19 protein-coding genes and 3 pseudogenes are annotated in these 24,235 nt (G+C 46.6%); 13 read left to right on the plus strand and 9 right to left on the minus strand.

From position 1 onward, the window contains the following. Window positions 1-263: 263 nt before the first annotated feature. From J5A66_RS04190 to J5A66_RS04200, 3 genes are all read left to right on the plus strand, one after another. Window positions 264-2,087, plus strand: coding sequence for a leucine-rich repeat protein (locus tag J5A66_RS04190; protein WP_211791234.1), 1,824 nt, complete (start codon window positions 264-266; stop codon window positions 2,085-2,087). A 21-nt stretch (window positions 2,088-2,108) separates the two neighbouring features. Continuing rightward, window positions 2,109-2,309: a hypothetical protein gene (locus tag J5A66_RS04195; RefSeq protein WP_211791235.1), complete on the plus strand. Its 201-nt coding sequence runs from the start codon at window positions 2,109-2,111 to the stop codon at window positions 2,307-2,309. Window positions 2,310-2,695: 386 nt separating this feature from the next. Continuing rightward, window positions 2,696-3,142, plus strand: coding sequence for an HU family DNA-binding protein (locus tag J5A66_RS04200; protein WP_211791236.1), 447 nt, complete (start codon window positions 2,696-2,698; stop codon window positions 3,140-3,142). A gap of 392 nt (window positions 3,143-3,534) precedes the next feature. Here J5A66_RS04200 and J5A66_RS04205 read toward each other — a convergent pair whose 3' ends face one another. Both J5A66_RS04205 and J5A66_RS04210 read right to left on the minus strand, forming a co-directional pair. Continuing rightward, entirely contained in the window at window positions 3,535-4,002 is a 468-nt protein-coding gene (locus tag J5A66_RS04205) for a transposase (RefSeq protein ID WP_249110027.1), read from the minus strand. Between the two features lie 35 nt (window positions 4,003-4,037). Next, window positions 4,038-4,190, minus strand: a complete 153-nt coding sequence (locus J5A66_RS04210; RefSeq protein WP_211791237.1) for a hypothetical protein — start codon at window positions 4,188-4,190, stop codon at window positions 4,038-4,040. A 406-nt stretch (window positions 4,191-4,596) separates the two neighbouring features. On the opposite strand from J5A66_RS04210, the gene J5A66_RS04215 reads away from it, so the two are divergent. The 7 genes from J5A66_RS04215 (at window position 4,597) to J5A66_RS04245 (ending at window position 11,156) form a co-directional block, all read left to right on the plus strand. Beyond that, window positions 4,597-5,946, plus strand: coding sequence for a Na(+)-translocating NADH-quinone reductase subunit A (locus J5A66_RS04215; RefSeq protein ID WP_211791238.1), 1,350 nt, complete (start codon window positions 4,597-4,599; stop codon window positions 5,944-5,946). A 9-nt stretch (window positions 5,947-5,955) separates the two neighbouring features. Continuing rightward, entirely contained in the window at window positions 5,956-7,128 is a 1,173-nt protein-coding gene (locus tag J5A66_RS04220; protein WP_211791239.1) for an NADH:ubiquinone reductase (Na(+)-transporting) subunit B, read from the plus strand. After that, window positions 7,128-7,856, plus strand: coding sequence for an NADH:ubiquinone reductase (Na(+)-transporting) subunit C (gene nqrC, locus J5A66_RS04225; RefSeq protein WP_211791429.1), 729 nt, complete (start codon window positions 7,128-7,130; stop codon window positions 7,854-7,856). The genes J5A66_RS04220 and nqrC overlap by 1 nt, the downstream gene beginning before the upstream one ends. A gap of 14 nt (window positions 7,857-7,870) precedes the next feature. Next, the gene (locus J5A66_RS04230) at window positions 7,871-8,497 is read left to right on the plus strand and encodes an NADH:ubiquinone reductase (Na(+)-transporting) subunit D (protein ID WP_211791240.1); all 627 of its coding nucleotides are present in this window, start codon (window positions 7,871-7,873) and stop codon (window positions 8,495-8,497) included. A gap of 35 nt (window positions 8,498-8,532) precedes the next feature. Then, a complete protein-coding gene (gene nqrE, locus J5A66_RS04235; RefSeq protein ID WP_211791241.1) occupies window positions 8,533-9,159 on the plus strand; it encodes an NADH:ubiquinone reductase (Na(+)-transporting) subunit E in 627 nt (208 codons plus the stop codon). A gap of 9 nt (window positions 9,160-9,168) precedes the next feature. Further along, entirely contained in the window at window positions 9,169-10,437 is a 1,269-nt protein-coding gene (nqrF, locus tag J5A66_RS04240; RefSeq protein ID WP_211791242.1) for an NADH:ubiquinone reductase (Na(+)-transporting) subunit F, read from the plus strand. 167 nt (window positions 10,438-10,604) lie between these two features. Then, window positions 10,605-11,156 (plus strand): hypothetical protein, encoded by a 552-nt coding sequence (locus tag J5A66_RS04245; protein WP_211791243.1) that lies wholly within the window; start codon window positions 10,605-10,607, stop codon window positions 11,154-11,156. Window positions 11,157-11,219: 63 nt separating this feature from the next. Here the strand turns inward: J5A66_RS04245 and J5A66_RS04250 are convergent, their stop codons facing one another. Together J5A66_RS04250 and J5A66_RS04255 are read right to left on the minus strand one after the other, a co-directional pair. Further along, the gene (locus J5A66_RS04250) at window positions 11,220-13,373 is read right to left on the minus strand and encodes a hypothetical protein (protein WP_211791244.1); all 2,154 of its coding nucleotides are present in this window, start codon (window positions 13,371-13,373) and stop codon (window positions 11,220-11,222) included. 3 nt (window positions 13,374-13,376) lie between these two features. Then, window positions 13,377-14,285, minus strand: coding sequence for an ABC transporter substrate-binding protein (locus tag J5A66_RS04255; RefSeq protein ID WP_211791245.1), 909 nt, complete (start codon window positions 14,283-14,285; stop codon window positions 13,377-13,379). Between J5A66_RS04255 and J5A66_RS04260 the strand changes: the two genes are divergently transcribed. After that, window positions 14,278-14,784 (plus strand): hypothetical protein, encoded by a 507-nt coding sequence (locus J5A66_RS04260; RefSeq protein WP_211791515.1) that lies wholly within the window; start codon window positions 14,278-14,280, stop codon window positions 14,782-14,784. The two genes, J5A66_RS04255 and J5A66_RS04260, sit on opposite strands and share 8 nt — an antisense overlap. A gap of 258 nt (window positions 14,785-15,042) precedes the next feature. Continuing rightward, window positions 15,043-17,478 carry a C10 family peptidase gene (locus J5A66_RS04265; RefSeq protein WP_211791246.1) on the plus strand — a complete coding sequence of 812 codons (2,436 nt, stop codon included), beginning with the start codon at window positions 15,043-15,045 and terminating at the stop codon, window positions 17,476-17,478. A gap of 425 nt (window positions 17,479-17,903) precedes the next feature. Here the strand turns inward: J5A66_RS04265 and J5A66_RS04270 are convergent. The 3 pseudogenes from J5A66_RS04270 to J5A66_RS04280 all read right to left on the minus strand — a co-directional run. Further along, a pseudogene (locus J5A66_RS04270) lies at window positions 17,904-18,354 on the minus strand (DUF1896 domain-containing protein). Between the two features lie 61 nt (window positions 18,355-18,415). After that, window positions 18,416-19,683, minus strand: a pseudogene (locus J5A66_RS04275) (tyrosine-type recombinase/integrase). 40 nt (window positions 19,684-19,723) lie between these two features. After that, window positions 19,724-19,951, minus strand: a pseudogene (locus J5A66_RS04280) (tyrosine-type recombinase/integrase); the annotation flags it as partial. Between the two features lie 253 nt (window positions 19,952-20,204). Here J5A66_RS04280 and J5A66_RS04285 point away from each other — a divergent pair. After that, window positions 20,205-21,434 (plus strand): site-specific integrase, encoded by a 1,230-nt coding sequence (locus J5A66_RS04285; RefSeq protein ID WP_211791247.1) that lies wholly within the window; start codon window positions 20,205-20,207, stop codon window positions 21,432-21,434. A gap of 682 nt (window positions 21,435-22,116) precedes the next feature. Here the strand turns inward: J5A66_RS04285 and J5A66_RS04290 are convergent. Both J5A66_RS04290 and J5A66_RS04295 read right to left on the minus strand, forming a co-directional pair. Then, entirely contained in the window at window positions 22,117-22,680 is a 564-nt protein-coding gene (locus J5A66_RS04290) for a hypothetical protein (protein ID WP_211791248.1), read from the minus strand. After that, window positions 22,671-24,161, minus strand: coding sequence for a transglycosylase domain-containing protein (locus tag J5A66_RS04295; RefSeq protein ID WP_211791249.1), 1,491 nt, complete (start codon window positions 24,159-24,161; stop codon window positions 22,671-22,673). The genes J5A66_RS04290 and J5A66_RS04295 overlap by 10 nt, the downstream gene beginning before the upstream one ends. Window positions 24,162-24,235: the final 74 nt, after the last annotated feature.

Here is a 24,235-nt window from a genome sequence, read left to right on the forward strand (position 1 = left end):
ACACACACACACACACACACACACACACACAATATTCGCACCTATTGTAGTGTAACACTTTTTTGCTTTTTCTTACGCGCGCGTAAAGCGTGGCGCAACCATAGCCTGCAAAGGGATTCTCTGCGAATCTCTTTGCAGGCTTTTTGGTGCAGCTGTCTCTCACCCTATTTCTCAAAATATCGAGAGTAAAGCCTCAATGCTTTTCAATAGTAATTCTTTAAAAATAGAGTTTTATAAAGTTTCATTTAAAATCAAGACAAGTTATGACGAAAAAGATTTATCTCTTCTTATTCTTCTGTGTCCTGTTTGCCAATCAGGTTTTGGCACAATCGGGTACCTATACCGCCAATGGCGTGACGTGGAAATATGAGATCAACGGAACAGAAGCAACCATCACTGGCGAAACACAGGGGGCAGACAATTTAACTGGTCCGTTAAACATCCCTGCAACCATAATAGATGGAGGGAATAATTACCAGGTTACAAAAATTGGAATAGCCGCATTTTCTTTCTATAAAAAGGCTACAAACATACAAATTCCAAATGGAGTGAAGACGATAGGGGATGCAGCTTTCCAATTGTGTTCGAATTGTACAGGTACCTTAGTGATACCGAATAGTGTCACATACATTGGAACTAGTGCTTTTAGATATTGTTATAACTTATCTGGATTGGTGTTACCTAATGGAATAACCGCAATTTCAGAAACTACGTTTGATGGTTGTAGTCGTTTAACGGGTACAATTACTATCCCCACAGGTGTAACCATAATTGGAGATAACGCTTTTCAGAATTGTTTCAGAATTACGGGAGTGGTTATTCCAAACACCGTTACCCAGATTAGAGACTATGCTTTTCTGAATGCGGGAGGATCGCAACAAGGTTTAGGAACCGTAACAATCCCCGGAAGTGTAACCTATATTGGCCAGATGGCATTTAATGGTTCTAGAATCTCAAAATTAATCCTCTCTCCTGGTATAACCACGATAGAAATGGCTGCTTTTTCTGGTAATTTAATTACTGAACTAACTATACCTACCGGTATTAATAAAATAGCAAATGGAGCATTTCAATCGAATTACTTGTTAGAAAAGGTTACTTTTGAAGCTGGGCCTTCACCTGCGATATTTGAACAGGATATATTTCGTTCTTGTCCTGAACTAAAGTATATCGATATGAATGCTGTTACAAGTCCGGTTACGCAGGTCGTTTCACGTTTGCCAACTTCGCTTACATCACCATTCAGAGGATTAAGTCCTTCAACAATGGTATATCTTCCTTCCGGCACATCACAGCCTGCAAATGATGAGGAAAATTTTGTGGTAAATGGTGCTTGCAATAATTTTAATGTATATGATAGATTGATAGGGGTTTATAATGGATTTAATTATACTTCAGTCAATCAGGATTATCGTATCCTTTATCCTTTTACTGCTGCAAAGGCTACCTATAAAAATAGAACTTTCATAGGAACAAGTTGTAAAACTGTTTGTTTGCCTTATCCCGCAACGGTTCCTTTGGGTATGATGGCCTACGAATTACGGGGTAAAACCGGCACTGGAAAAAGTTTCCGTTTTGTTTCAATCATTGGTAATCAGATGGAAGCTAACAAGCCCTATCTTCTCTGCGTTAGAGATAATGGTATACATACTTTCAACACAGATATAAATGTACCAGTGCCAACCACCCCTCCTACAGCTATAGAAGTGATTGCTACGGCTGATGCAACTTCTTACTTTGGCGGAACGACCGAGAAGATCGATAACGCTACAGCCGCCGGTATGAACATCTACAACTTAGAGAATGATATGTGGAAACCTATCCGCACGGACAATCCCAATGGTTATGTACATTCCTTCCGTTGCTACATCCGTTCCACCACTCCTATCCCCGCGGGGGCCAAGGGGTTTGCCATTGTGATAGACAATGAGGGCGAGACTACAGGTATTGAGACGGCCGAACAGGACTTAGAGCAAGGGCAAGGACGAATTTATACACTCGATGGCCGGTTTGTAGGCACAGACATGGATGCACTGAAGAGCGGCGAGGTGTATGTGAAAAATGGACGGAAATTTTATAAGTTTTAATGAGAAAAGGAGAACACAACAATGACAACCAAACAACCCTATAGCACACCGCAAACAAAAGTGTGGGCCGTGCAGACCGAAAGCTATCTCGAAACCATTTCACTGCCTATCAACAATGGGTCGTCCAGCAGTGGTGGCGATGCCAAAGGCGGCTATTTTGACGAAGACGAGTTCGACGAGGAGGAAGAAGAACAACAGGGATTCTTTCCTCTTGGGCTTTGATTGTGGAGAATGAACGATTAACCGTTGAGCAGTGGTCATTGAGAATGGACTCTAAAATGGCGAGATGGACAGGGTGTGACAAGGGAAAGAAATGCCTCTGCCGCGCGAAAGGTGTCCTTTCGCTCTGCAATAGGACTCCCTTTGCTCTGCAATAGGACACCTTTCGCACTTCAATAGGACGTCTTTCGACGTGCAAAAGGATAGCTTTCGCAGGGCAAAAGGATAGCTTTTGAAAGATTATCTCTATCCTGCTGATTATCAATGGATTGCAAATGCGATTTTCTAACCGGAGAAACCGCCCCGAGAAGGGCCTCCCCACAGAGGGAAACCGGACGACGGGCGGCAACTCCAACTGATTATTTTTTCTAATTTTAAATTTAAAAGCTATGGCAGTATTCTTATCGTTGTATCAAGACAACCGAAAAGACAGTAAGTTTAAGGGCAAATGGTATGCCCGCGCAAAAACTATCGGAACGAAAGATTTGATGGACATTGCAGAGATGATTCAACGCAACTCGAGTATGAAACGCAGCGACGTGGCAGCCGTGTTGCTCGAGGCTTCAGAGGTGGTGAGCGACTTCCTGGCCGATGGCTATCGGGTGAAACTCAATGGACTGGGCACGCTGAAGGTGGGCGTGAGCACGCTTCCGGCCGACACGGAGAAAGAGTTCGACCTGGCCAAGAACGTCAAAGGTAGCCACATCTTGTTTCAACCCGAAACCGAGAAAGACGGTTCGCACAAAACCCGCAGTAGGGTGATTGCCAAGAAGCTGGAGTTTAAAAAGGTGACGGTGCTGACAGAGAAGAAGGCCAAGAAGCCTAAGAAACCATAATCGAAATTGATGGGTTGACAAGTTAACCAGTTAACGAGTTGATAAGTTGACGAGTTGACGAGGAAGTTTGCTTTTTTGAATAGACGAGTTGGCAGGAGGTTGATCTCCTTGTCAACTCGTTTATTTATCAACTAAACAGCTCCCTTACTTAGGAAGCTTGGATTCATCAAATTACAAATCCTTTCCTTAACTTAGGCGGCCTGGATTCGTTTGTCGCTAACAACCGCGCAAGATCAACCAGGATGTCATCATAAAACTTAGAGGGCCTGGATGCATTTGCCGCTAACAACCGCATCGCGGTTGGTCTGTTGGCAGGGCAGGGTTGGCGAGTGAAGCGAGCCTACCCTGTCTACGGCAAGTGGGGAGAGAACAACGCCATCGGTGTTGGTCTGTTATTGCCAATAATATCTATTCTCATATTGTGTGATACCCGCATTTTTCAATAACATTTCAAATTCGTCATACATAGAACGCTTTTTATGATGCTCTTCTTGACGGAGAATATATTCATACACAACATTCTTTAATTTCTCGGAAACAGAGAAACCTCCATAACCTGACTGCCAATGAAAGTGATGATAATAAACACCATCGCACTCTTTAAGAAATAATGTAGAGGTGCGCTTTATTTCTTTTATCAGATGTGACAAGGTAACTTCTTGAGAAAGAAGAACCAAGAAATGTAAATGATCGCCAGGACCATTCACGATTAGACACGGACATTGATACGTCTCGCAGGTCTTCTGTACAAAAGCATTCAGCCGTTTTTGGTCTTCTCGACGAATGCATGGAGCGGATGTCTTTTTGTGAAATACGCCATGAATAAGCAGGCTGCATAGAGTTTGTGGCATATAGGTCATACTTGTGATGAAATACAAAGGTAGACATTTTGGGCTTATTTGAGGAAGTAAAACATCGTAAACAATGACAGACCAACACCGATGGCGTTGTTTCCTCTCTGCATGCCGTAGACAGGGTAGGCGCGCTTCGCTTGCCAACCCTGCCCTGCCAACAGACCAACCGCGATGCGGTTGTTATTGGTTGGCAAGTTGACAAGAAGACAATTTAACGAGGTGGGGTTGTGCTTGAAATGCAAGTATCACGAAAGATGAGAATAGATATTATTGGCAATAACAGACCAAGACCGATGGCGTTGTTTTCTTTCCGTCTGTCGTAGACAGGGTAGGCTTACTTCGTTTGCCAACTCGTCAACTGCTTAAACAATCCTGTAAGGGCTGCTCTGTTGGCGGCGAGAGAGGTTTGGCATTTATTCTGAATGGGTTGTCAACAGAGTCATCACTATGCGGCTGTTGATATAAAGAATACTCCAAACATATCTCGAACTCACATTATTCTCAAATTTTATGTGTACTTTTGCAACGTTGAAGCCAAGGGCTGAAGACGCAAGCAAAGAAAACAATTACACATTATATATTTATAGATCAGAAATTTGTATGGCAAATGTCATTAGGTTGCGCAAGGGCTTGAACATCCGTCTCGAAGGCAAAGCTCGAGAGGAGAAACGCGAGCTCGGCCGATGCAGAGAGTACGTGGTTTGTCCGGATAGCTTTGCCGGGGTGATCCCAAAACTGGCGGTGCGCGAGGGCGACCGCGTGGAGGCTGGCGATGCATTGTTTGTAAACAAGAACTGTCCGGAGGTGGGATTCGCCTCGCCCGTGAGCGGAACGGTGAACACGATCGAGCGTGGAGAGAGGCGAAAAATCGTGGCTATACGTGTGAAGGCCGACGAGAAACAATGCTTTCGCGACTTCGGACGGAAGGATGTTGCGGCGATGTCGGCCGAGGAAGTGAAGAGTGCGCTGCTTGAGGCAGGGCTCTTTGGCTATATTTATCAGTTGCCTTACGCAGTGTCTACCGTTCCCACGTCGACCCCGAAAGCGATCTTCGTTTCGGCATTGAGAGATATGCCACTCGAAGGAAACTTCGAGTTCGAACTTGTGGGCAATGAGCGCGACTTCCAAACGGGACTGACGGCTCTGTCGAGGATGGCCAAAACCTATCTCGGCATTGGGAAAGGGCAGACGGCTGCGGCACTCGTGGGTGCCAAAGACGTGGAGGTGACAGTGTTCGACGGGCCTTGTCCGGCCGGGAACGTAGGTGTCCAGGTGAATCATCTTTCGCCGGTGAACAAGGGTGAGGTGGTTTGGACGGTGGATCCTACATTTGTTATCTTCTTCGGTAGGCTCTTCAATACCGGGCATGTAGACTTGCGACGCACCATCGCCCTCGGTGGTAGCGAGATGCGAGAACCGGCTTATGTAGAGGCTTTGATGGGCATGCCCCTCTCGCTGATAGTAGATGGTGCCCTTAAAAGGGAAGAAGGCGTGCGCATCATCAATGGCAATCCGCTCACAGGTACCATCGCTCGGCCGGAAGATGGCGTGGGGGTGAAGACCTCGGCGATAACGGCTATCCCTGAAGGAGCCGATGCCGACGAGATGTTGGGCTGGATTCTGCCCCGAATCGATCAGTTTTCCACCTCGCGCAGCTACTTCTCCTGGCTGATGGGGAAACGGGAATATCGATTGGATGCACGGGTAAAAGGAGGTCAACGGCATATCATCATGAGCGGCGAATACGACCGGGTGCTGCCGATGGACATCTATGGCGAGTTCCTCATCAAGGCCATCATCGCCGGCGACATCGACAAAATGGAGCAATTAGGCATCTACGAGGTTTCGCCCGAGGATTTCGCACTGGCCGAGTTTGTCGACAGTTCGAAGCTGGAACTGCAACGCATCGTTCGCCAAGGCTTGGATATGTTACGAAAAGAAAACGCATAAGAGACGGTTATGAAAGCATTGAGAAAATATTTAAATAGGGCGAAACCCCACTTTGAAGCAGGCGGGAAATGGCATGCCTTTCAAAGTGTGTTCGACGGACTGGAAACCTTTTTGTTCGTTCCCAATACCACGTCGAAGAAAGGAACGCATATTCACGACGCCATCGACTCGAAAAGAATTATGAGCATGGTGGTGATTGCGGCTCTGCCGGCACTGCTCTTCGGTATGTACAACGTGGGCTATCAAAACTATCTGCAAGCCGGTCGGTTGGCAGAGGTCGGGATTTGGGAGCTGTTCTTCTTCGGTTTCCTGGCCGTACTGCCCAAGGTGTTGGTAAGCTATATCGTGGGATTGGGCATTGAGTTTGCCTGGGCGCAATGGAAAAAAGAAGAGATACAAGAGGGTTATCTTGTAACGGGAATCCTCATACCGCTCATCCTCCCGGTGAACTGTCCGCTTTGGATCCTGGTTATCGCCATCGCCTTTGCCGTGATTATCGGTAAAGAGATTTTCGGCGGAACGGGGATGAACATCTTCAATGTAGCTCTTTTGGCTCGCGCTTTCCTCTTCTTCGCCTATCCTTCGAAAATGACGGGCGACACGGTTTGGGTGGCCAATGAGTCGATACTCGGTTTCGGTAATACACTTCCCGATGGTTTTACGGCAGCCACTCCGCTGGGTGAGATTGCCGTAGGAGCAGAAGTGCCCTATCCTCTCACGGATATGATAACGGGATTGATTCCCGGTAGCATCGGCGAGACAAGCGTTATTGCCATCGGGATTGGGGCCGTCATTTTACTATGGTCGGGCATTGCCAGTTGGAGAACCATGGGGAGCGTCTTTGCCGGAGGCATTGTTACGGCGTTGTTGTTCAAGTGGCTGGGCATGACACCCATCAACTGGTATGAGCATGTGGTGCTGGGTGGCTTCTGTTTCGGTGCCGTCTTCATGGCCACCGACCCCGTTACCTCGGCTCGAACCACAACCGGACAATACGTCTACGGGGCTTTGATCGGTGCGATGGCTATCCTCATCCGTGTGATGAATCCGGGTTATCCCGAGGGAATGATGCTCGCTATCTTGTTCGCCAATATGTTTGCACCGCTCATCGACTATTGTGTGGTGCAGGCGAATATCAACCGACGCATGAAACGTTTAACCGATAACAACCAATCAAGATGATGGCTGAAGAGAAGAAAAAAAGATTCGACACCAATGCAAACGGCTATACGCTGATCTATTCTGTCGTTATTGTGGTGGTGGTGGCCTTTCTGCTGGCCTTTGTTTTCAAGGCACTCAAACCCATGCAGGATGTAAACGTAGCTTTGGATAAAAAGAAGCAATTGCTCTATGCCCTTGATGTGCGAGACATCACCGACGAAGAGGCCGCAGCGAAATATAAGGAACTGGTTTTGGCAGACGAGATCATCGATGTCAATGGCAATGTGTTGAAAAAAGGCGAACAGGGCGGCGAGAAAGCCGGATTTCTGCTCAATAGTGCCGACTACAAAGCCGGTCGACTGGCTCTTTATATTTGCCGGGTGGACGGACAAACGAAATATATTCTCCCCGTCTATGGTATGGGACTCTGGGGACCCATCAGTGGCTATATCGCTCTTAATGATGATAAGAACACGGTCTATGGAGCTTACTTCAATCACGAAGGCGAAACAGCCGGACTGGGTGCCGAAATCAAAGACAATCAGGCATGGCAAGAACAGTTCCGGGGCAAGAAGATCTTCGCAAAAGACGGTCAGCACAACAAAGTGGCCTTGTCGGTGGTGAAGCAGATTGAAGACCCCACGACGCAGGTGGATGTCGTTACAGGAGCCACACTCACAAGCAACGGCGTGACCGACATGCTTGCCGAAGGACTCTCGAAGTATCTTGTGTTTTTAACCAGCAAATAACCGAGACATACATTATGAGCAAATTATTTTCAAAGGAAAACAAAGAAGTCTTTGTCAATCCGCTAAATCTCGATAACCCCATCATGGTGCAGGTGTTGGGCATCTGTTCGGCACTGGCTGTGACGTCGCAGTTGAAGCCCGCCATCGTCATGGGACTGGCTGTAACCATCATCACGGCCTTCTCGAATGTCATCATCTCCATCATCCGCAACACCATCCCCTCGCGCATCCGCATCATCGTTCAGTTGGTGGTGGTGGCTGCATTGGTAACGATTGTGAGTCAGATTCTGAAGGCCTTTGTCTACGACGTGAGTGTAGAACTCTCCGTCTACGTCGGACTGATCATTACCAACTGCATTCTCATGGGGCGGCTCGAAGCTTTCGCTATGATGAACAAACCCTGGCCGAGTTTTCTTGATGGGGTGGGCAACGGACTGGGCTATGCGCTCATTTTAGTGTTGGTGGGTGCCATACGCGAACTCTTCGGTCGTGGATCGCTGCTCGGCTTTCAGCTCGTTCCCGATTCCGTGTACGACATGGGCTACCTCAACAACGGAATGATGACCATGCCTGCGATGGCCCTCATCCTTCTGGGCTGCGTCATTTGGATTCACCGCGCCTATTTCTACAAAGAGAAATGAGCCTTTTTCATTCAAGACATCAATCATAAAGAATAATGGAACACCTCATTAGTTTATTCTTCCGGTCCATCTTTGTGGACAACATGATATTTGCATTCTTCCTGGGCATGTGTTCGTTTTTGGCCGTATCGAAGAACGTAAAGACATCGTTGGGTTTAGGACTGGCCGTCACATTCGTGCTACTCGTCACGGTGCCCGTCGACTATCTCCTGCAAACCCGCGTCCTGGGGCCCGACTGCCTCATCCCCGGCGTCGACCTCTCCTATCTCAGCTTCATCCTCTTCATCGCCGTGATTGCCGGTATTGTGCAGTTGGTCGAGATGGTGGTCGAGCGATACAGTCCCTCGCTTTACGCCGCGTTGGGCATCTTCCTGCCACTCATCGCCGTCAACTGCGCCATCATGGGAGCCTCGCTCTTCATGCAGCAGCGCATCAACATGGATCCCGCCAGCACGCAATACATCGGTTCGGTGTGGGATTCCATCTCCTACGCGATCGGAAGCGGAATCGGATGGACCCTGGCCATCGTCTCGATGGGAGCCATCAGAGAGAAGATGCAATACAGCGATGTGCCCAAACCCCTGCAAGGATTAGGCATCACCTTCATCACCGTCGGACTGATGGCCATGGCGATGATGTGTTTTTCGGGATTAAAATTATAACAAAAGGATATGGCACAATTTATATTGACAAGCATAGCAGTCTTTCTTCTCACCATCTTGCTTTTAGTGGTGATTCTGCTGGTGGCAAAGAAATACCTCTCGCCCAGCGGAAAAGTCACCATCACCGTCAACGGCGAGAGAGAACTCTCCGTAGAGCAAGGCAACAACGTGATGGCAACGCTCAACGAGAACGGCATCTTCCTACCCTCGGCCTGCGGAGGAAAGGCCAGCTGCGGACAGTGCAAGCTGCAAGTGATGGAAGGCGGTGGAGAGATTCTCGACTCCGAACGCTCGCATTTCTCGCGTAAGGAAATCAAAGATCACTGGCGACTGGGTTGCCAGTGCAAAGTCAAGAGCGACCTTCAGGTAAAAGTTCCCGAAAGCGTGCTTGGCGTCAAAGAGTGGGAGTGCACCGTCATCAGCAACAAGAACGTGTCGAGTTTCATCAAAGAATTTATCGTCGAGCTGCCCCCTGGCGAGCACATGGATTTCGTGCCGGGAAGTTACGCCCAAATCAAAATCCCGGCTTACGCCGAGATCGACTACGACCGCGACATCGACAAGCAATCCATCGGCGAAGAATACGTCCCCGTATGGGAAAAGTTCGGCATCTTCTCGCTCAAAGCCCACAATCCCGAAGACACCATCCGCGCCTACTCCATGGCCAACTATCCGGCCGAGGGCGACCGCATCACCCTCACCGTCCGCATTGCCACCACGCCCTTTAAACCGCGGCCCGAAGTAGGATTCCAGGATGTTCCCACGGGCATTGCCTCGAGTTACATCTTTTCGCGAAAGCCTGGCGACAAAGTCATCATGAGCGGTCCGTTCGGCGATTTCCATCCCATTTTCGACTCCAAGAAAGAGATGATTTGGGTAGGCGGCGGTGCCGGAATGGCTCCCTTGCGCAGTCAGATCATGCACATGCTGAAGACTCTGCACACGCGCGACCGCCAGATGCACTACTTCTATGGTGCGCGCAGTCTGAGCGAAGCCTTCTTCCTCGACGATTTCCACGCGCTCGAGCAAGAATATCCCAACTTCCACTTCCACCTGGCTCTCGACCGCCCCGACCCTCGGGCCGACGAGGCCGGTGTGCCCTACACCGCCGGATTCGTGCACGAAGTGATGTACAACACGTATCTCAAAGACCATGAGGCCCCCGAAGACATCGAGTTCTACATGTGCGGTCCCGGTCCGATGAGCAAAGCCGTGCAGGCGATGCTTGACAGCATCGGCGTAGAGCCCGAAAGCATCATGTTCGATAACTTTGGGTAAGGAGTGAAAAGGAGTGAAGGAGTGAAAGGGAGTGAAGACGAATGCCTCTCCGCTTCATACCTTAGTTGACGATGATCAACAGCTCGACCATCGCTTACAAACAAACGTTTTTCCGCTCCATCTTTTAAAAACAGCGTTTCTGAATTTCTCAGAAACGCTGTTTTGCTGTGCACACTTCCCGCCACGCATCGATCATCACCACCACTACTGTTTATCATGGCTTTCGCGCCAAGTTCAACCTCTATCCGCCGCATGAAAAGGTTTTCCGCGCGGCGCAGAAGCAGGTGGGCAGACTGCGGAGTAGGTTCCGCGCGGCGCAGAAGCAGGTGGGCAGACTACGGAGTAGGTTCCGCGCCGCGCAAAAGCAGGTGGGCAGACTGCGGAGTAGGCTCCGCGCGGCGCAGAAGCAGGTGGGCAGACTGTGGAGTAGGTTCCGCGCGGCGCGGAAGCAGGTGGGCAGACTGTGGAGTAGGTTCCGCGCGGCGCGGAAGCAGGTGGGCAGACTGTGGAGTAGGTTCCGCGCGGCGCGGAAGCGGGTGTACAGACTGTGGGATAGCTTCTGCAAGTTGCAGAAGCGGTTGGACAGACTGCAGGATAGCTTCTGCAAGTTGCAAAAGCGTGTTTGCAGACTGCTGGATAGCTTTTGCAAGTTGCAGAAGCTATCTTTCATTCTATTTGAGGGGTATTTTGAGCTGCAAAAACGGATTCATCGACGATGAATCCGTTTTTGCATGCCGCAGATGCGGGTAAGTGGACGAAGAAACAAGAGCAGAAAGAGGAAGTTAGCGTAAAAGGAGGTCGATGAGAAGATTTTCGTCCGTCTGCGTGAGATGATAATGCGAGAGTAGAGCTGCATCCTCGCGAAAAACCTGTTGAAGAAAGGCGGGTGCATCTTCCGCGGTTGTTTTCTGGCGTTCCAGATACTGCCGAAGATGTTGCACACAAGGCTCGATCCTTCCGGCAAACCACAGACTGTAGGCTGCATGCAGAAAATCGTCGGTCTGTGCCGCGTCCTCTTCTTCCAACAGCTGCGCATAGCGTTCGTAGGCCTGGTGAGGTTGGTCTCGAAAGAGTTCGACCCAAGCCAGGGCGCGGCGAATAGCGGCATCGACAGGATGCTGGTAGTCGAGTTTGAAAAGAAGCTCTGCCGCCTCTTGCGTTTGGCCATCCTTGATCAGCGCAGTGGCCAGTCCCAAGGCGTAGGCTGTGGTGTCGGGGTGCAGATGGCAAAGACGGCGATAGCAGTCAATGGCACGGGGGAAGTCTGCGGCGCGGAGAGCCGTTCGGGCACAGGCGCGGAGGGCGGGTAGGTCGTCGGGATGCAGAGCGAGAATCTCTGTGTAGAGAGCTTGCGCTCGGCGGTGCTCGGCGTGATGTTCGGCGGCAGCGGCACGCAGAAAAATGCTGTCGCGGTCGGTCGGCAGTTCTGCCTGCTGGGTGAGTCGATAGAGAAAGCTATACTTCTTTCTGCGTAAGAGGAAAATCCCCAGGTCTTTGGCCACGGCGGGCAGCACCGTGTTCCTGAGCAGTGGGTTGAGCAGGAAGAGCTCTTCGGTCTCTTCGGTCCCCCCTCCGAAGGGATTGGTAAAGGGGCTGCGCAAGGGGCAAACACGGAAGAAGCGATAGAGATCCTGCAGATAGAGGCGGCGCAGATAGGCGGGTTGGTCTTGATAGTCGGCGGCGTTGTCGTACTGAAAAAGGTGGTCGCCCGAGATGAGTTCGCGGATGTTCTGCGGAATGCGGTCGATGACCATCGACAGAGCCAGGACGAAGGAATACTTGTCGGAATGGCAGAAGGGACTTTGCGAGAAGATGTTCTGCAGAAATTTTTCTTTGTCTACCCCCGCGATGGGTTTGATTTCGGGATGGTTGGGGGAGAAGGGACAAAACCAGTTGTTGATTCGCCGAAAGAAGGGGAATTGCTTCATCTGAGAGAAGCCGCCAAAATAAACGTCGACGCCTTTCTTCTGTAGGTCCATCATCCGGGTGTAACTGGCTTCGAGCTTCTCCATGGCCTGCTCTGCGGCATGGGGATCGAGGATGTCGTCAAGGCTCGCTGCGTCTTCCGCTCCGCCCAAAGATAAGGCTCGACCCTGGAGGATGCCTGGGAGAATGTCACGACTGATTTGCTGTGTGTCGCGCTCGGCATCCATGCCATAGAGGAGCTGAAGCTGGAGCTCAAGGAGTTCGCGCTTCACCGCTTCGGGCGAAACGACTTTGCCGAGCAGGTCGACAAGTTCGGGAAAGAGCGTTGCTTCTTCTCCGGGCAGGGTGAGCGTCCAACCCACGAGCGCACGCTGTTTCACGGCCACGTCGGTGGCATACTGATAGAGGTAGAGCAGAGCGGCAAACCGGCGATCGTCGAAGGCGATGAGCAGCGAGAGGGTGATGGCACTGACGAGGAGTTGCGCGTCGAGCGTGTCGATGGTGGGCGAGAGGAGTAGCTCTTGGAAGAAAGTTTGGGTTTGTCGACTCCAGGGCGAGGCCGTCAGCACGTGGTAGAAGAGGGCCGTCATCAGTTCGTGATGACTTTGATAGAGGTTTTTCGAACGGGACTCGCCGTCGGTCTCGAGCGACAGGAGGGCGAGGTCTTGCACGAAGGCTTCCAAGTGGCTGCGCAGGTCGTCGTGGGAGAGCTGCGCGATGGGGTAGGGCGATGGAGAGGAGAGACTCTCCGTGCGACGGCTCAGGGTGAGGATGATCTCCGTGCGCAGGCGGAACAGTTGGCGTAGGAGGGCGGTGTAGAGTTGGTTGCGACTGGGGTCGGCAAAGCCGCTGAGCATGAACTCGAGGATGCGGCTGTGGTCGGCCTCGATTTCATTCAGCGGCTCGATGAATTGGGTCAGTTGCCGACTCTCGATGAGGTGGCGCATCTGTTGGATGGCCAATCCGAGGTTGCGCTGGGAAACGATCGTTTCGTAGGTCTTGTTCATCATCTGTCAGTGGGATTGAAAATTTCTGGCGCACCGTAGATCTTGCTCTCGCGGAGCCGACGTCCGCATGTAACGGGGAATGGACAGATGGGAGAGTTCGGATGGCGAGAGGCGATAATACTTCGCCAATACGTCGGCATAGCTTGCAAAACCGCGGAGGTTGATGGAGTCGCAAGCGCGATTGTAAACCTTGAGGAAGAGGGGCAACGCACGACTCACTTTGCGGCGATGCGCACCGTCGTTGCGAAAGACGATCACGCCCAGTCGTAGGTCTTTCTCGCGAGTGTCCATCAGCAGACTGTGACCCGCTCGCCGCGCCGCGCTGGCCTGGGGCTCGGGCAGGAAGGCTGCGTCGATCTCATTGCCTAAGAGCATCTTTTGACGGATGTTCACGTCGTTGATCTGGATGTTGAAGACCTCGCTCTTGGGTTTTGCGCTGTCTACCATGTTTTGGGCCAGGAGATGGGTGGCCGAGTGGCGCGTCATGCCTACCATCTTGTCGGCCAGCTGGGAGATGGTCTTGATTCTGGCGGCGCGATGGCTGTAGAGCTGCCAGGAGAGGTTGGTGGCGGTGGCGTAACGCAGGGCCAGTCCGTCGAGCTGGAGCCGATGGGCGCGGACGAGGTCGGTGGCGGCTCCCTCGACGCGTCCCCGCAGTAGGGCTGTGTCGCAATCCATCTGGGCCGTGTATCGCACCGGACGAAGGGGGATGCGCTCCTCGTCGAACCAACCTCGCTCGTGGGCGACATAGATCGGCAGACAGTCTAACGTGGGCATCACGGCGATTCGTAAGAGCGAATCGGCATTTTCTATTTTCTTGGCTGGGCCTTTCTGGGTTTCCTTCCTGCCCGAACAACTGCACAAGGCGCACGCCAAAAGGACGCACGCCAGGAAGGGACTTTTCTTTATGTTCATCTTGTTGACTGGGGTGTTATACTTTTTCTGCATCCATCAAATGCTGTTCTTTGCTTTGCGAAATCTCTGCAACTTTGATCAAATGCTGTTCATCGCGCCATTAGCTCTCTACTGCATTGAGTCGATCAGAAGCTTATTTTTCGGTATTGCAAAAGTAGATATAAAAATCGAAATGCCATCATTCGAGAAGTTTCAGATGAAAAGAAAAACGTTGCAAAAACCTGTTATTACGACGGAAATTTATAGCTACACCCAAAGAGACGCGCTCATATTAGAGAAAGAGGCGGTTCTCAAAGAGAAAGGAGAAGCAAAGGAAGAAACTGTTCTTTCCAAGGAGAAGGCTATTAAAGAAAAAGAGTACCTCCGTCAAAATGAAGAAGAGAGAGCTAGAAAAGTAAAACAAGACCGTGCGGAAACTCATGTCTCAGATTGGCTTGAAAGCAAAGCGGAAGAAACGGTACCATCACTCATTCTCCTATATTATCTTGTTTCTCACTAAAACGCAATGTTATTGTTATTTAATCAATGGGAATTTGTAAGTTAAAATAAATTACATTACTTTTGCAATGCGTAAAGAAAAAACAATGAAGAGACATCCATGAGATAGTGAATGAAGATGAACTTGAATGGTTGAAAGCGACTTGAATTTAGTAGGCACAACCTTTTTGGGGTAAAAATGTGCTGAGGCTATATTGCCAACTTTGATCGTATAATGATATAACAAACCAAAATACTTAATAATAAAATGAACGAACAAATGAAAAAGACATTGTTATTAGCACTAACAGTGTTGTCAAATGTTGTACTTTCTAATGCAAACCCCATAACAAAGGGACAAGCTTTGAGCATTGCATCGAAGTATATCAATAACCCAACGTTATCGAAGAACACACCTGTAACGCGCTCTTCACAAGCTAATGAACAACCTGCATATTACGTCTTCACGAGTTCGAGCGATAAAAAGTTCGTCATCATATCAGGAGAAAGCAAACTAAACAAATTGGTTGGCTATGGAGATAACATGTCGAAGAATAGCGACGAGCAACCACCATACTTCAAGAAGTTTCTAGAAGATTATGAAAGTGTGGTGAAAGCTGTACGCAATAGCAGTAAGCAAGCACCAACGACGCAGATGCCCATCAAGCGAAAGGTGGAACCATTGCTTACTTGTCAGTGGAGTCAGTATTTTCCTTATAACAAATATACGCTTAAAATTGATGGCAAAACAACGCCTACTGGCTGTGTAGCAACTGCAACAGCACAAGTGATGTACCACCACAAATGGCCCAAAAACCGTCCCACAGGGTATGTTAAAAAAGAGGGCGACGAAGCTAGGAAGAGTCCTACTTATTGGTGGGATGATATGAAAGACACCTCTAACAAGATGCTTTCAGAACGCTCCAGGCAAGCTGTTGGCGTGCTGATGCGCGACATTGGCAAAGCCGTTAACATGAGATATTACCACAAGGGGAGCGACTCAAACTTGCAATATGCGTGCAATGCACTTCGAGATAAGTTTGATTATACGGTACGTTTCCTTGATAAAGACTTCTTGCCTGCTAACGAATTCCTCAAAGAAGTGATGCAAGAAATATCCAACGGCTATCCTGTTTTGGTTTGCGGAGGCCCACATGCCTATGTTTACGACGGTTATGATGAACGTGGTTTTCTACATACCAACTGGGGATGGGAAGGACTAAACGATGGTTATTTTGATATAAACACCGTTTATTTAAATGTTACGGGCTTTGCGCTTAGTGGCACGTTTTGGGATGACATGTCTGTTGTTTTTGCCCATCCCAATGATGGTAAGGCCGTTCCATTTAAGGAAATAGAACGTGGATTGGATGCTCGCACCACCACTGCATTCACCATTAGCAAAACAGAAGCAACACGAACAGAGAAATTGAGTGCTTCAATTATAAAGTTAGGCTCATATAGTCCTGTTAAAGGAAAGCTGGGTGTGTTTACAGGTAAGGTTGCACTGGCACTTTATAACCACAAGAACGAACGGGTGAAAATATTTAACTCTGCCAGCGACAACATAGTTTGGGCATCCATTTTCACCGCTATGAGTTTTGATTTGACTAACATTAGCTTTGAAGGTTTACCCAATGGACACTATCGTTTGGTGCCCGTCTTCTCTGAAATGCTTGATGAACAGACTAAGAAAAACGGCGAGTGGAAACCCATTAACCACGCCAATGAAATGGAAGTTGAACTCACAACAAATGCTGTTCGCATCAACACCAACAACCCCCAAAATGTTGTCACTATTGAAAAGAGGCCAAGTGTGCTTGCTCCTTTCTATGAAGACTCGGGCAAGATGGGCGCTTTTAGTTTCACCATGTATAACCCTGGGCGAGAAGAAGTGCGTGGCGACTTGGTAATGACGCTTAAAAGCCTTGAAAACAATAAGGTTTATAATGCCTATTTGCTTACCCCTAACGTTGTTGCACAGCGTCTTGGGCACACTTCTTTTACCATCAACATGCAGGCGCTATACAATAATCCTGGCGATTTCGGCAAATTAAAGGTTGGTAAATACAGCGTAACCCTATCGATAAAGGTTAAGAAAAAGAATTCGGAATATATTGTTCCCATTACGATGAAAGAGCCTTTTGAGATAGAAGTGTTGCCCGATCCCCACCAAGGAACGATTGAGTTTAATTTTGTAGACTTCTTAGTAGATGGTGCTAACGCCAATTATAGCACCTTCCAGCTGAATAAGATAAGAGAAATAGGCTTACAAGTGCATGCCAAAGTGGCTGGCTACCAAATTAGGGAAGGCTATCGTGGGCGCATTTATTATCGTTTGCTCGACCTGACAGAGAACAAATGGATTGAATTAGGCTCTGCCAATAATGTTTATCTGCCTTGCGAAAAGCCCAACGATGCAAGCAAAACACGTGTTACTTTTAACGCATCGATGTTGAAACCCAACCGCTCTTACGAAATACATCTCGAAATTGAACGAGGTGGAAATCGTGAAGATGTTTGGAATCCTAATGCAAAGCGCAATGTGTTCTACACGGTTGACGATTTGAAGACTACTGCAATCGACTCGCTCGAAGCAGATAACAAAGCTCCAAAGCGCATCTTTAACATTGAAGGAGTGCGGCAAACGCAGGCTTGGGAAACACTTCCTGCGGGTATCTATATTGTGGATGGCAAGAAAGTGATGAAAAAGTAAACATAGGTTAGTTTTATTTTTTTAGAAGAAAGCTTGCAAGCTTTAAGCACAAAGCTCGGTAGCATCTCTTTGGGGTTCGATAGATAAATCGTCCGTACGATTGACAGGTAGAATGTTTATTTTATCGCTTGCGTCCAAAGAGCCTGAGTATGCCGTATTCGTTCGGGCATTTCTCTTTGGCGGTCAGCCTACTTTCGCAAAGTTGGAGCGAAAAATACAACCGTACAATAAATTGGGCTTGAATGAAAATGGTCTCGGCAGATAGAAGAAAAAAGCCCTGGTGCTGGAGATTTTCCGCTCCATCGGCAGGACTTGACCTTGCAAGAAAGTAAAGGCAACCGTCACATCTTTGCCCGACCGATTACGGCTTCAGGAACTTTGCGTAAGACTGTTTATAAGATGCAAACAAACGTTTTATCTGTCCATCAGACCGTTGGCAGCTTATTGCTCTCGATGAGCAGCACAATCGTGCCTGTGAGTTCGGTGTAAAGACGGTCGTATTGTCCGCTTGCGGCAAATGTGTCCGTCAAACCGAACTTGTCGAATGTGGCTTGAACAGTCTTTTCGACAACAGTATGGGTGTGAGCTTCTCAGGGAACGATGTTGGCAGTTCCCTTTCAAACTTGTTCTCCAAGACAGAAACAAGCGTGTTATACTTGGAAAAGTGCAAACCTTGATACAATCTTCACTTGCCATGCTCTCTGCTTCGAGGTGCGTAAAACCTTGTGCCACGGCATCGCAGTAAGCAGTGAGAGCCATGTCTGCCCGTGTGGTGATAAACTCCGTGTCGTGCAATCTTTCGGGGTGATGCTTACTCATATAACTTCTTACTTTCAATTGAAAGTAGGAAAGTTCCTGTTTGTTGTTCTTTTTCATTTTGTCCTTATTCAGTGTTGATACTTAATGATGGTTGTTTAACGGTCTAAGAAAAATCATTTTATCCTATGCCTGGCTTTCTTGGCGGACAGACACGCAGGACCTTTCGCAGTTCCCTTGTGGTGTTGCTACCCATGAGTGGCTGCATTTCCCGTGCAATTTTGCTCTTGCTTACCTTTGCATAGAGTTCAGTGGTGGAAATGAAGCGGTGTCCGAGCATCTTACTGACGGTTTCTATCGGCAAGCCGTTCTCCAAGCAGATAGTTGTCGCAAAGGTGTGCCTTGCCGTATGCGAGGTAGCTTCAGTATTGGGAGGCAATCCCGCCTTGACGATGATGTCCCTTATCTTGCGGTTGAAATGGCTGTTGGTAGGGAATTCACGGAAGAAAAGCCCTTCCCTTCGTCCGTCGCAGGCAATGGTGAGTATCTCCTCAGCAATGGGTAGTAACGGGACAATATTTCTGTTCTGAGTTTTTGTGCGACAGAGCGATATGTACCTGCGCCCATCGTCAAGTGTGTAAACATCGTCCATCCGTAGTTTCTTTAAATCAGAAAAAGCTAGCCCCGTAAAACATCCCAATAGGAAGATGAGCCTGCAATGGTTATCCACAGAACGATGAGGGCGGTATGCGAGAAGCTTCTGCAGGTTGTCAGAAGTGAGAGCATTGCGCTCGTAGGTGGGAGTCTCAATGTCTATCAGTTCAAAAGGGTCTGCCTGGATATACCGCTCCTGCTGTGCCTTTCTAATGACCTGGTGCAGGTGGCGCAGACGGTTGGAAACAGTGCTTTCCTTGTGTCCTAAGTCCCTAAGCATGAACAGACGGTAGTTTTCTCTATTAGGTCCTTGTCGGCTTCTTTGGGAAGGCAGTCCTCATTCCTCCTTGTTTTCAGAAATTGAACAAAGCTCTTCCTGCTGTCCCTAAAAGCCCTGACGGTAGCCTTTCCTATAGACTTGCCCTGCAATTCCTCCTTACTTTCACAGACAGCTTGGTAAAGCTCTATAAGTGTCGGGGTGGGTTTGCCTTGATGCAGGAACTGCTCCTTAAGATATTCTGCTGTGATGTAGTTCTCTTCCCTTAATGTGAGTTCATAGAGTGCGTGAAGTCGTTTATCCATAGAGTCCAGTTGATGATTGACGACATTCGCTTTGTTAGCCGCCACTTTTATACGTCCTATCTTTGATTGCCAATCAACAGGAGAGGTGTACAATCCTGTTGAGAATGAAGCAGACCCACCGTTACAGGTAATACGACAGCGTATAATGCACTCGTTATTCTCATTTGTCTTGCTTCTGTCTATATAGAATAGAATTGAAAATGTACTTTTCATTTTTCCATGTATGTTTTATGATTTGTATTCCTTATAATTTCTAGTTAGTCAGACGGTATTGTGCAATGAGAGGAATAATCCTCTCCACATCCCGAAAAATACGCTCTGGAGATGTCTCCGCATACACTTGTGTGGTCTTTATCTGGCTGTGTCCGAGCATTTTTGACACACTTTCGATAGACACGCCTTCAGAGAGTGTCATCTGCGAAGCAAAGGTGTGGCGAGCCATGTGGAAAATATCATCCATTTGAGGAATTGGAAGAACATAGAGAATAAACCGGTAACAGGTTGTGAATTAGGTGTTTTTCTATATTCTGCGAGTGTGGTAGAAAAGCAATCCGGCACGGAATATTGAATCCTTTCGGTTACCAAACTGTTATCCGTTGGTTTCCCCAATGAGGTGAGGTAACGGAAAAAAGGAAAGGTTTTTCTGACATGGGTTCTATCTCACTATTCCACAACGTTTTGCGTATCAAAGAACGCTTTAACAACGGGTAATTTTGCCCATAAAATTAAAGCGTATGAAAATAGAGAAGTTCAAGGTGTTGCTCTACCTCAAAAAGAGCCGATTGGACAAGTCGGGCAAAGCTCCCATTATGGGACGTATCACCGTCAACCGTTCGATGGTGCAGGTCAGTTGCAAAATCTCCTGTACGCCCGATTTATGGAATCCTCGTGAAAGCCGTCTGAAAGGCAAGAGCCATGAAGCCGTGGAGACCAATGCGAAGCTGGACAAGCTGATGCTCTCCATCCACACGGCATTCGACACGCTTGTGGAAAGAAAAGCGGACTTCGATGCGGAAGCCGTCAAGAACTTGTTTCAGGGAAGCCTCGAAACACAGATGACCCTGTTGGGAATGACGGACATCGTCTGTGAGGGACTGAGGAAGCGTATCGGGATAGATCGGGCAAAAGGAATCTACCCTGCCTATCTCTATACCCGGAGAACCTTGGCAGAGTTCATCGAAAAGGAGTTTCGTACCAAAGACGTTGCTTTCGGTCAGATGACGGAGCAGTTCATCCACGATTACCAGAGTTTCATTTTGGACGAGAAAGGACTTGCCGTAGATACCTGTCGCCACTATCTGGCTATTGTCAAGAAAGTATGCCGAAAAGCCTACAAGGAGGGACATGCCGACAGATGCTTTTTCGCCCACTTCAGTCTTCCCCAACCAAAGGAAAAAATGCCGAAAGCCCTAAGCCGAGAATCTTTCGAGAAAATCCGTGACTTGGTAATCCCTGAACATCGCACTTCCCATCTCTTGGCAAGAGATCTGTTTCTCTTTGCCTGCTATACGGGAACAGCCTACGCCGATGCCGTTTCCGTTACGCGTGACAATCTGTTCACGGATGACAATGGCGGGCTGTGGCTTAAATACTGCTGCAAGAAAAACGAGCTTCGTGCCTGTGTCAAGCTGCTGCCCGAAGCCCTTGCCTTAATAGAGAAGTACCGGGATGATGAGCGTCCGACACTCTTTCCGATGCTGTACCACCCCAACCTTCGCCGTCTGATGAAAAGCCTTGCGGTTCTTGCCGACATCAAGGGAGACCTGACCTACTATGCCGGCAGGCACTCGTTCGCATCGCTGATTACTTTGGAAGCCGGAGTGCCCATAGAGACCATCTGCAATATGCTGGAACATTCAAACCTGCAAACGACGCAGGTATATGCGAAGGTCACACCCAAGAAACTCTTCGAGGATATGGACAAATACATTGAGGTGACAAAAGATTTGAAACTTGTATTATAACACCCCATAGAAAAAATATGATTTCGGTCTAAATGCTTAAATTACAAGGCTCTGCGATAAAACACAGGTCGTATAGGTAACGATTTAGAAATGAGTGAAGTACACTGATACACAATATTTTGAATAACCAAAGAACGCTCACTATTTTACTTGCAAAGGTATTAATTTACGAGGAAAAGTAAGCGTTCTTGTGTGACTTTCTTCTTAAAATTTTGTCGAGAAGAAATCTAACAATGAAAAGAAGGCTTTACGGTTTTACAGTCGTCGCAAGCGTTTACGATTGATGAGCTATTTCCATTTCCGTTAGCACCAGTCGGAAATGAGAAGTCCGTTGATAGTCAGGTATGGTCATTTCTTCTCATCCTTGATTATGTGAATTTCACAAACCTCTTCCGTAAAACGTCTCTTGTATAGTATAGTCTCAAATAGACTTTTTCCGTACTTCGTTAGGGAATTTCCGTGCGATACATTTCCTCTAATTCTATCCTCCGAAAAGTTTATCTTGTGGACATGAGGCGGAGAATCAGAAGTTAATAGAAGCCCACTGAAAAAGTTTTTTATCCAACTCCTCTCTTCCTTTTACCGTGTCCTGCAAGAGAACGACTTTCTTTTGAATTTTATTCACTTCTATAATCATGTAACATATTTTTATTGTGAACTAAGCAGTTTTAATCTCATTAGTTTAATTGTTTGCTGTTACTATTTTCTGAACCAGATAGCCTATTAATAATAATAAAGAAAATATTATTGTCGCAGCAACCAGATATATCAGAAATAGCATAAGCACTTTAAATATTCTATTGACAGGCCTTATATCTGTGTATTTGTAATAAAATTCATTTTCTTGCCTAATCTTAGAAACTAACGCCTCAAGTTCATTTTCAATCCTTTTAATTGTTTTTAATGTCAGTTCCTCATTAGTCGTTTCATCAATTGCGATTCTTGTTGTATTGTCAAATATTTCCTTGCTTATATAGGCAGATTTAAGTCCATCAAGTAATATCTTTTGCAGATTTTCTTTGAATTCTGTATTTAGGGGGAAGTAGGCTATGAAATGAAGATTAGCATTAAGTTCAGAAAGAATCTGAACCCTTTTTTCAAAGTATTTTACAAATGTGTTTCTAGAATTTTCTATAGGCTTTTCTATAAGCGTTTTTATAAGCCATGTTATAAATACAATAATGGAAGAAAATACTATAGTAGTTAATTCCGGACTTGATTCTTGTATTTTAGTAACTATATCCATTCTCTTGTCCCTTTTTTCTGCAGATTAAACATACTAGAGAATATTTTCTTGATTTCATAAATAAATCCTCCATCTTTAGAGTAATCATTCATTGGATTTTCATTTCTTAGAACTGCAAATGTAAGTTCCGTGTTACCAAAAACAGCGAATCTTTCAGTATTATTATTGGTAGTTCCTGTCTTTAAAAATACGTTATTAATATCTATATTCAGTTTGTCTCTAAAGACATTATTAAGAATTTTGAGGCAGTCAGATTTAATACCGTCGTTTATATCTTGAGAAAAAAAGGTAGAGTATACAAAGCAGAGTTCATATAAAGAGATCCCATTTTCTGTAGCTCCTAATAAACTTGACAATGTAAATGAAGAAAGAGGTTTATCCAAGAGCTCTGATAGATATTTAAGTACCTTTTCTACACCAACTTTTCCCGAAGCATTAATAAATACATTGTTATTAGAGAAATATAAGGCATCATCTATTGAGAGACAACCTTTAAAGGAAGAAGCTTCTCTAACGTCCCAATTCAGATTATTATATGTAGTTGGAAATACTTCATACTTATTAATGCCCTGTTCTCTCAAGAAACAATATATAAATGGCTTTAACGTGGAGCCTACATTTGTTTTGTTTGTAAAAGCATAATCAGTTCCATAAGAACTTGAGAATGCTACAACTTTTTTATCTCTAATAGCAATGATCGATATTGGGTATTTTGATTCCCTTACATTTTTTACAACAAGAGCTTGAATTTCTGTATTTATGCTGGAAAATAACGTTTTGGCTTTATCGTCTACCCTTTCCACAATAAAAGGAAGTGATGCTGGTCTAACAATAACTAACTGATTACAGAATATTTGGGGATAATTTTTGATCAATTTGTCAAACTTGCCGTTTGAAATAACATTCAAGGTCGTCAATTTTTTACTTATAAACAAATATCTCCTTTTTGTTTGTTCGAGATTCTGAGAATAAAAATTTGGTCCTCTTAAGATGGTAATTAAGAAAAGAAGTTGAGCGTGTGATAGTTGATTGATTTCTTTCTGAAAATAATAAAGCCCAGCAGATCTTATACCGCGAAGATTCTTTCCAAAGTAAATATGATTAAAATACAGATTTAAAATCTCTTCTTTCGAATACTTTCTTTCTAACTTAAGAGCTAAAGTAGACTCTTTGAGTTTTCTAAAGATGGTTTTACTGTTATCTTTAAGTAAATTTCTTGCAAGTTGTTGTGTAATAGTACTACCACCTTGAACAATACGCCCAACGATTATATTAACAATTAAAGCTCTTAAAATTGCTTTGATATCAATACCTCTATGTTTAAAAAAGCGAACATCCTCAATCTCTATAAGAGCTTCTTTTATTGAGGATGGAATATAATTTGATATAGCATGGCATTCGCTATTGCTAGAAGTAACTCCAAAAGGAATGAAACTCCCATCTTTTTTTGAGTAAATCACAAAACCGTCAAAATCATCCATCTTCTAATTATGAATAAATCCTAAAAATTTAAGGGATAAGCTTTCTGTTATTAAAGAACGCTCACTGTTTCAGT

It is taken from the genome of Prevotella sp. oral taxon 475 (assembly GCF_018127805.1).
Lineage (GTDB): Bacteria > Bacteroidota > Bacteroidia > Bacteroidales > Bacteroidaceae > Prevotella.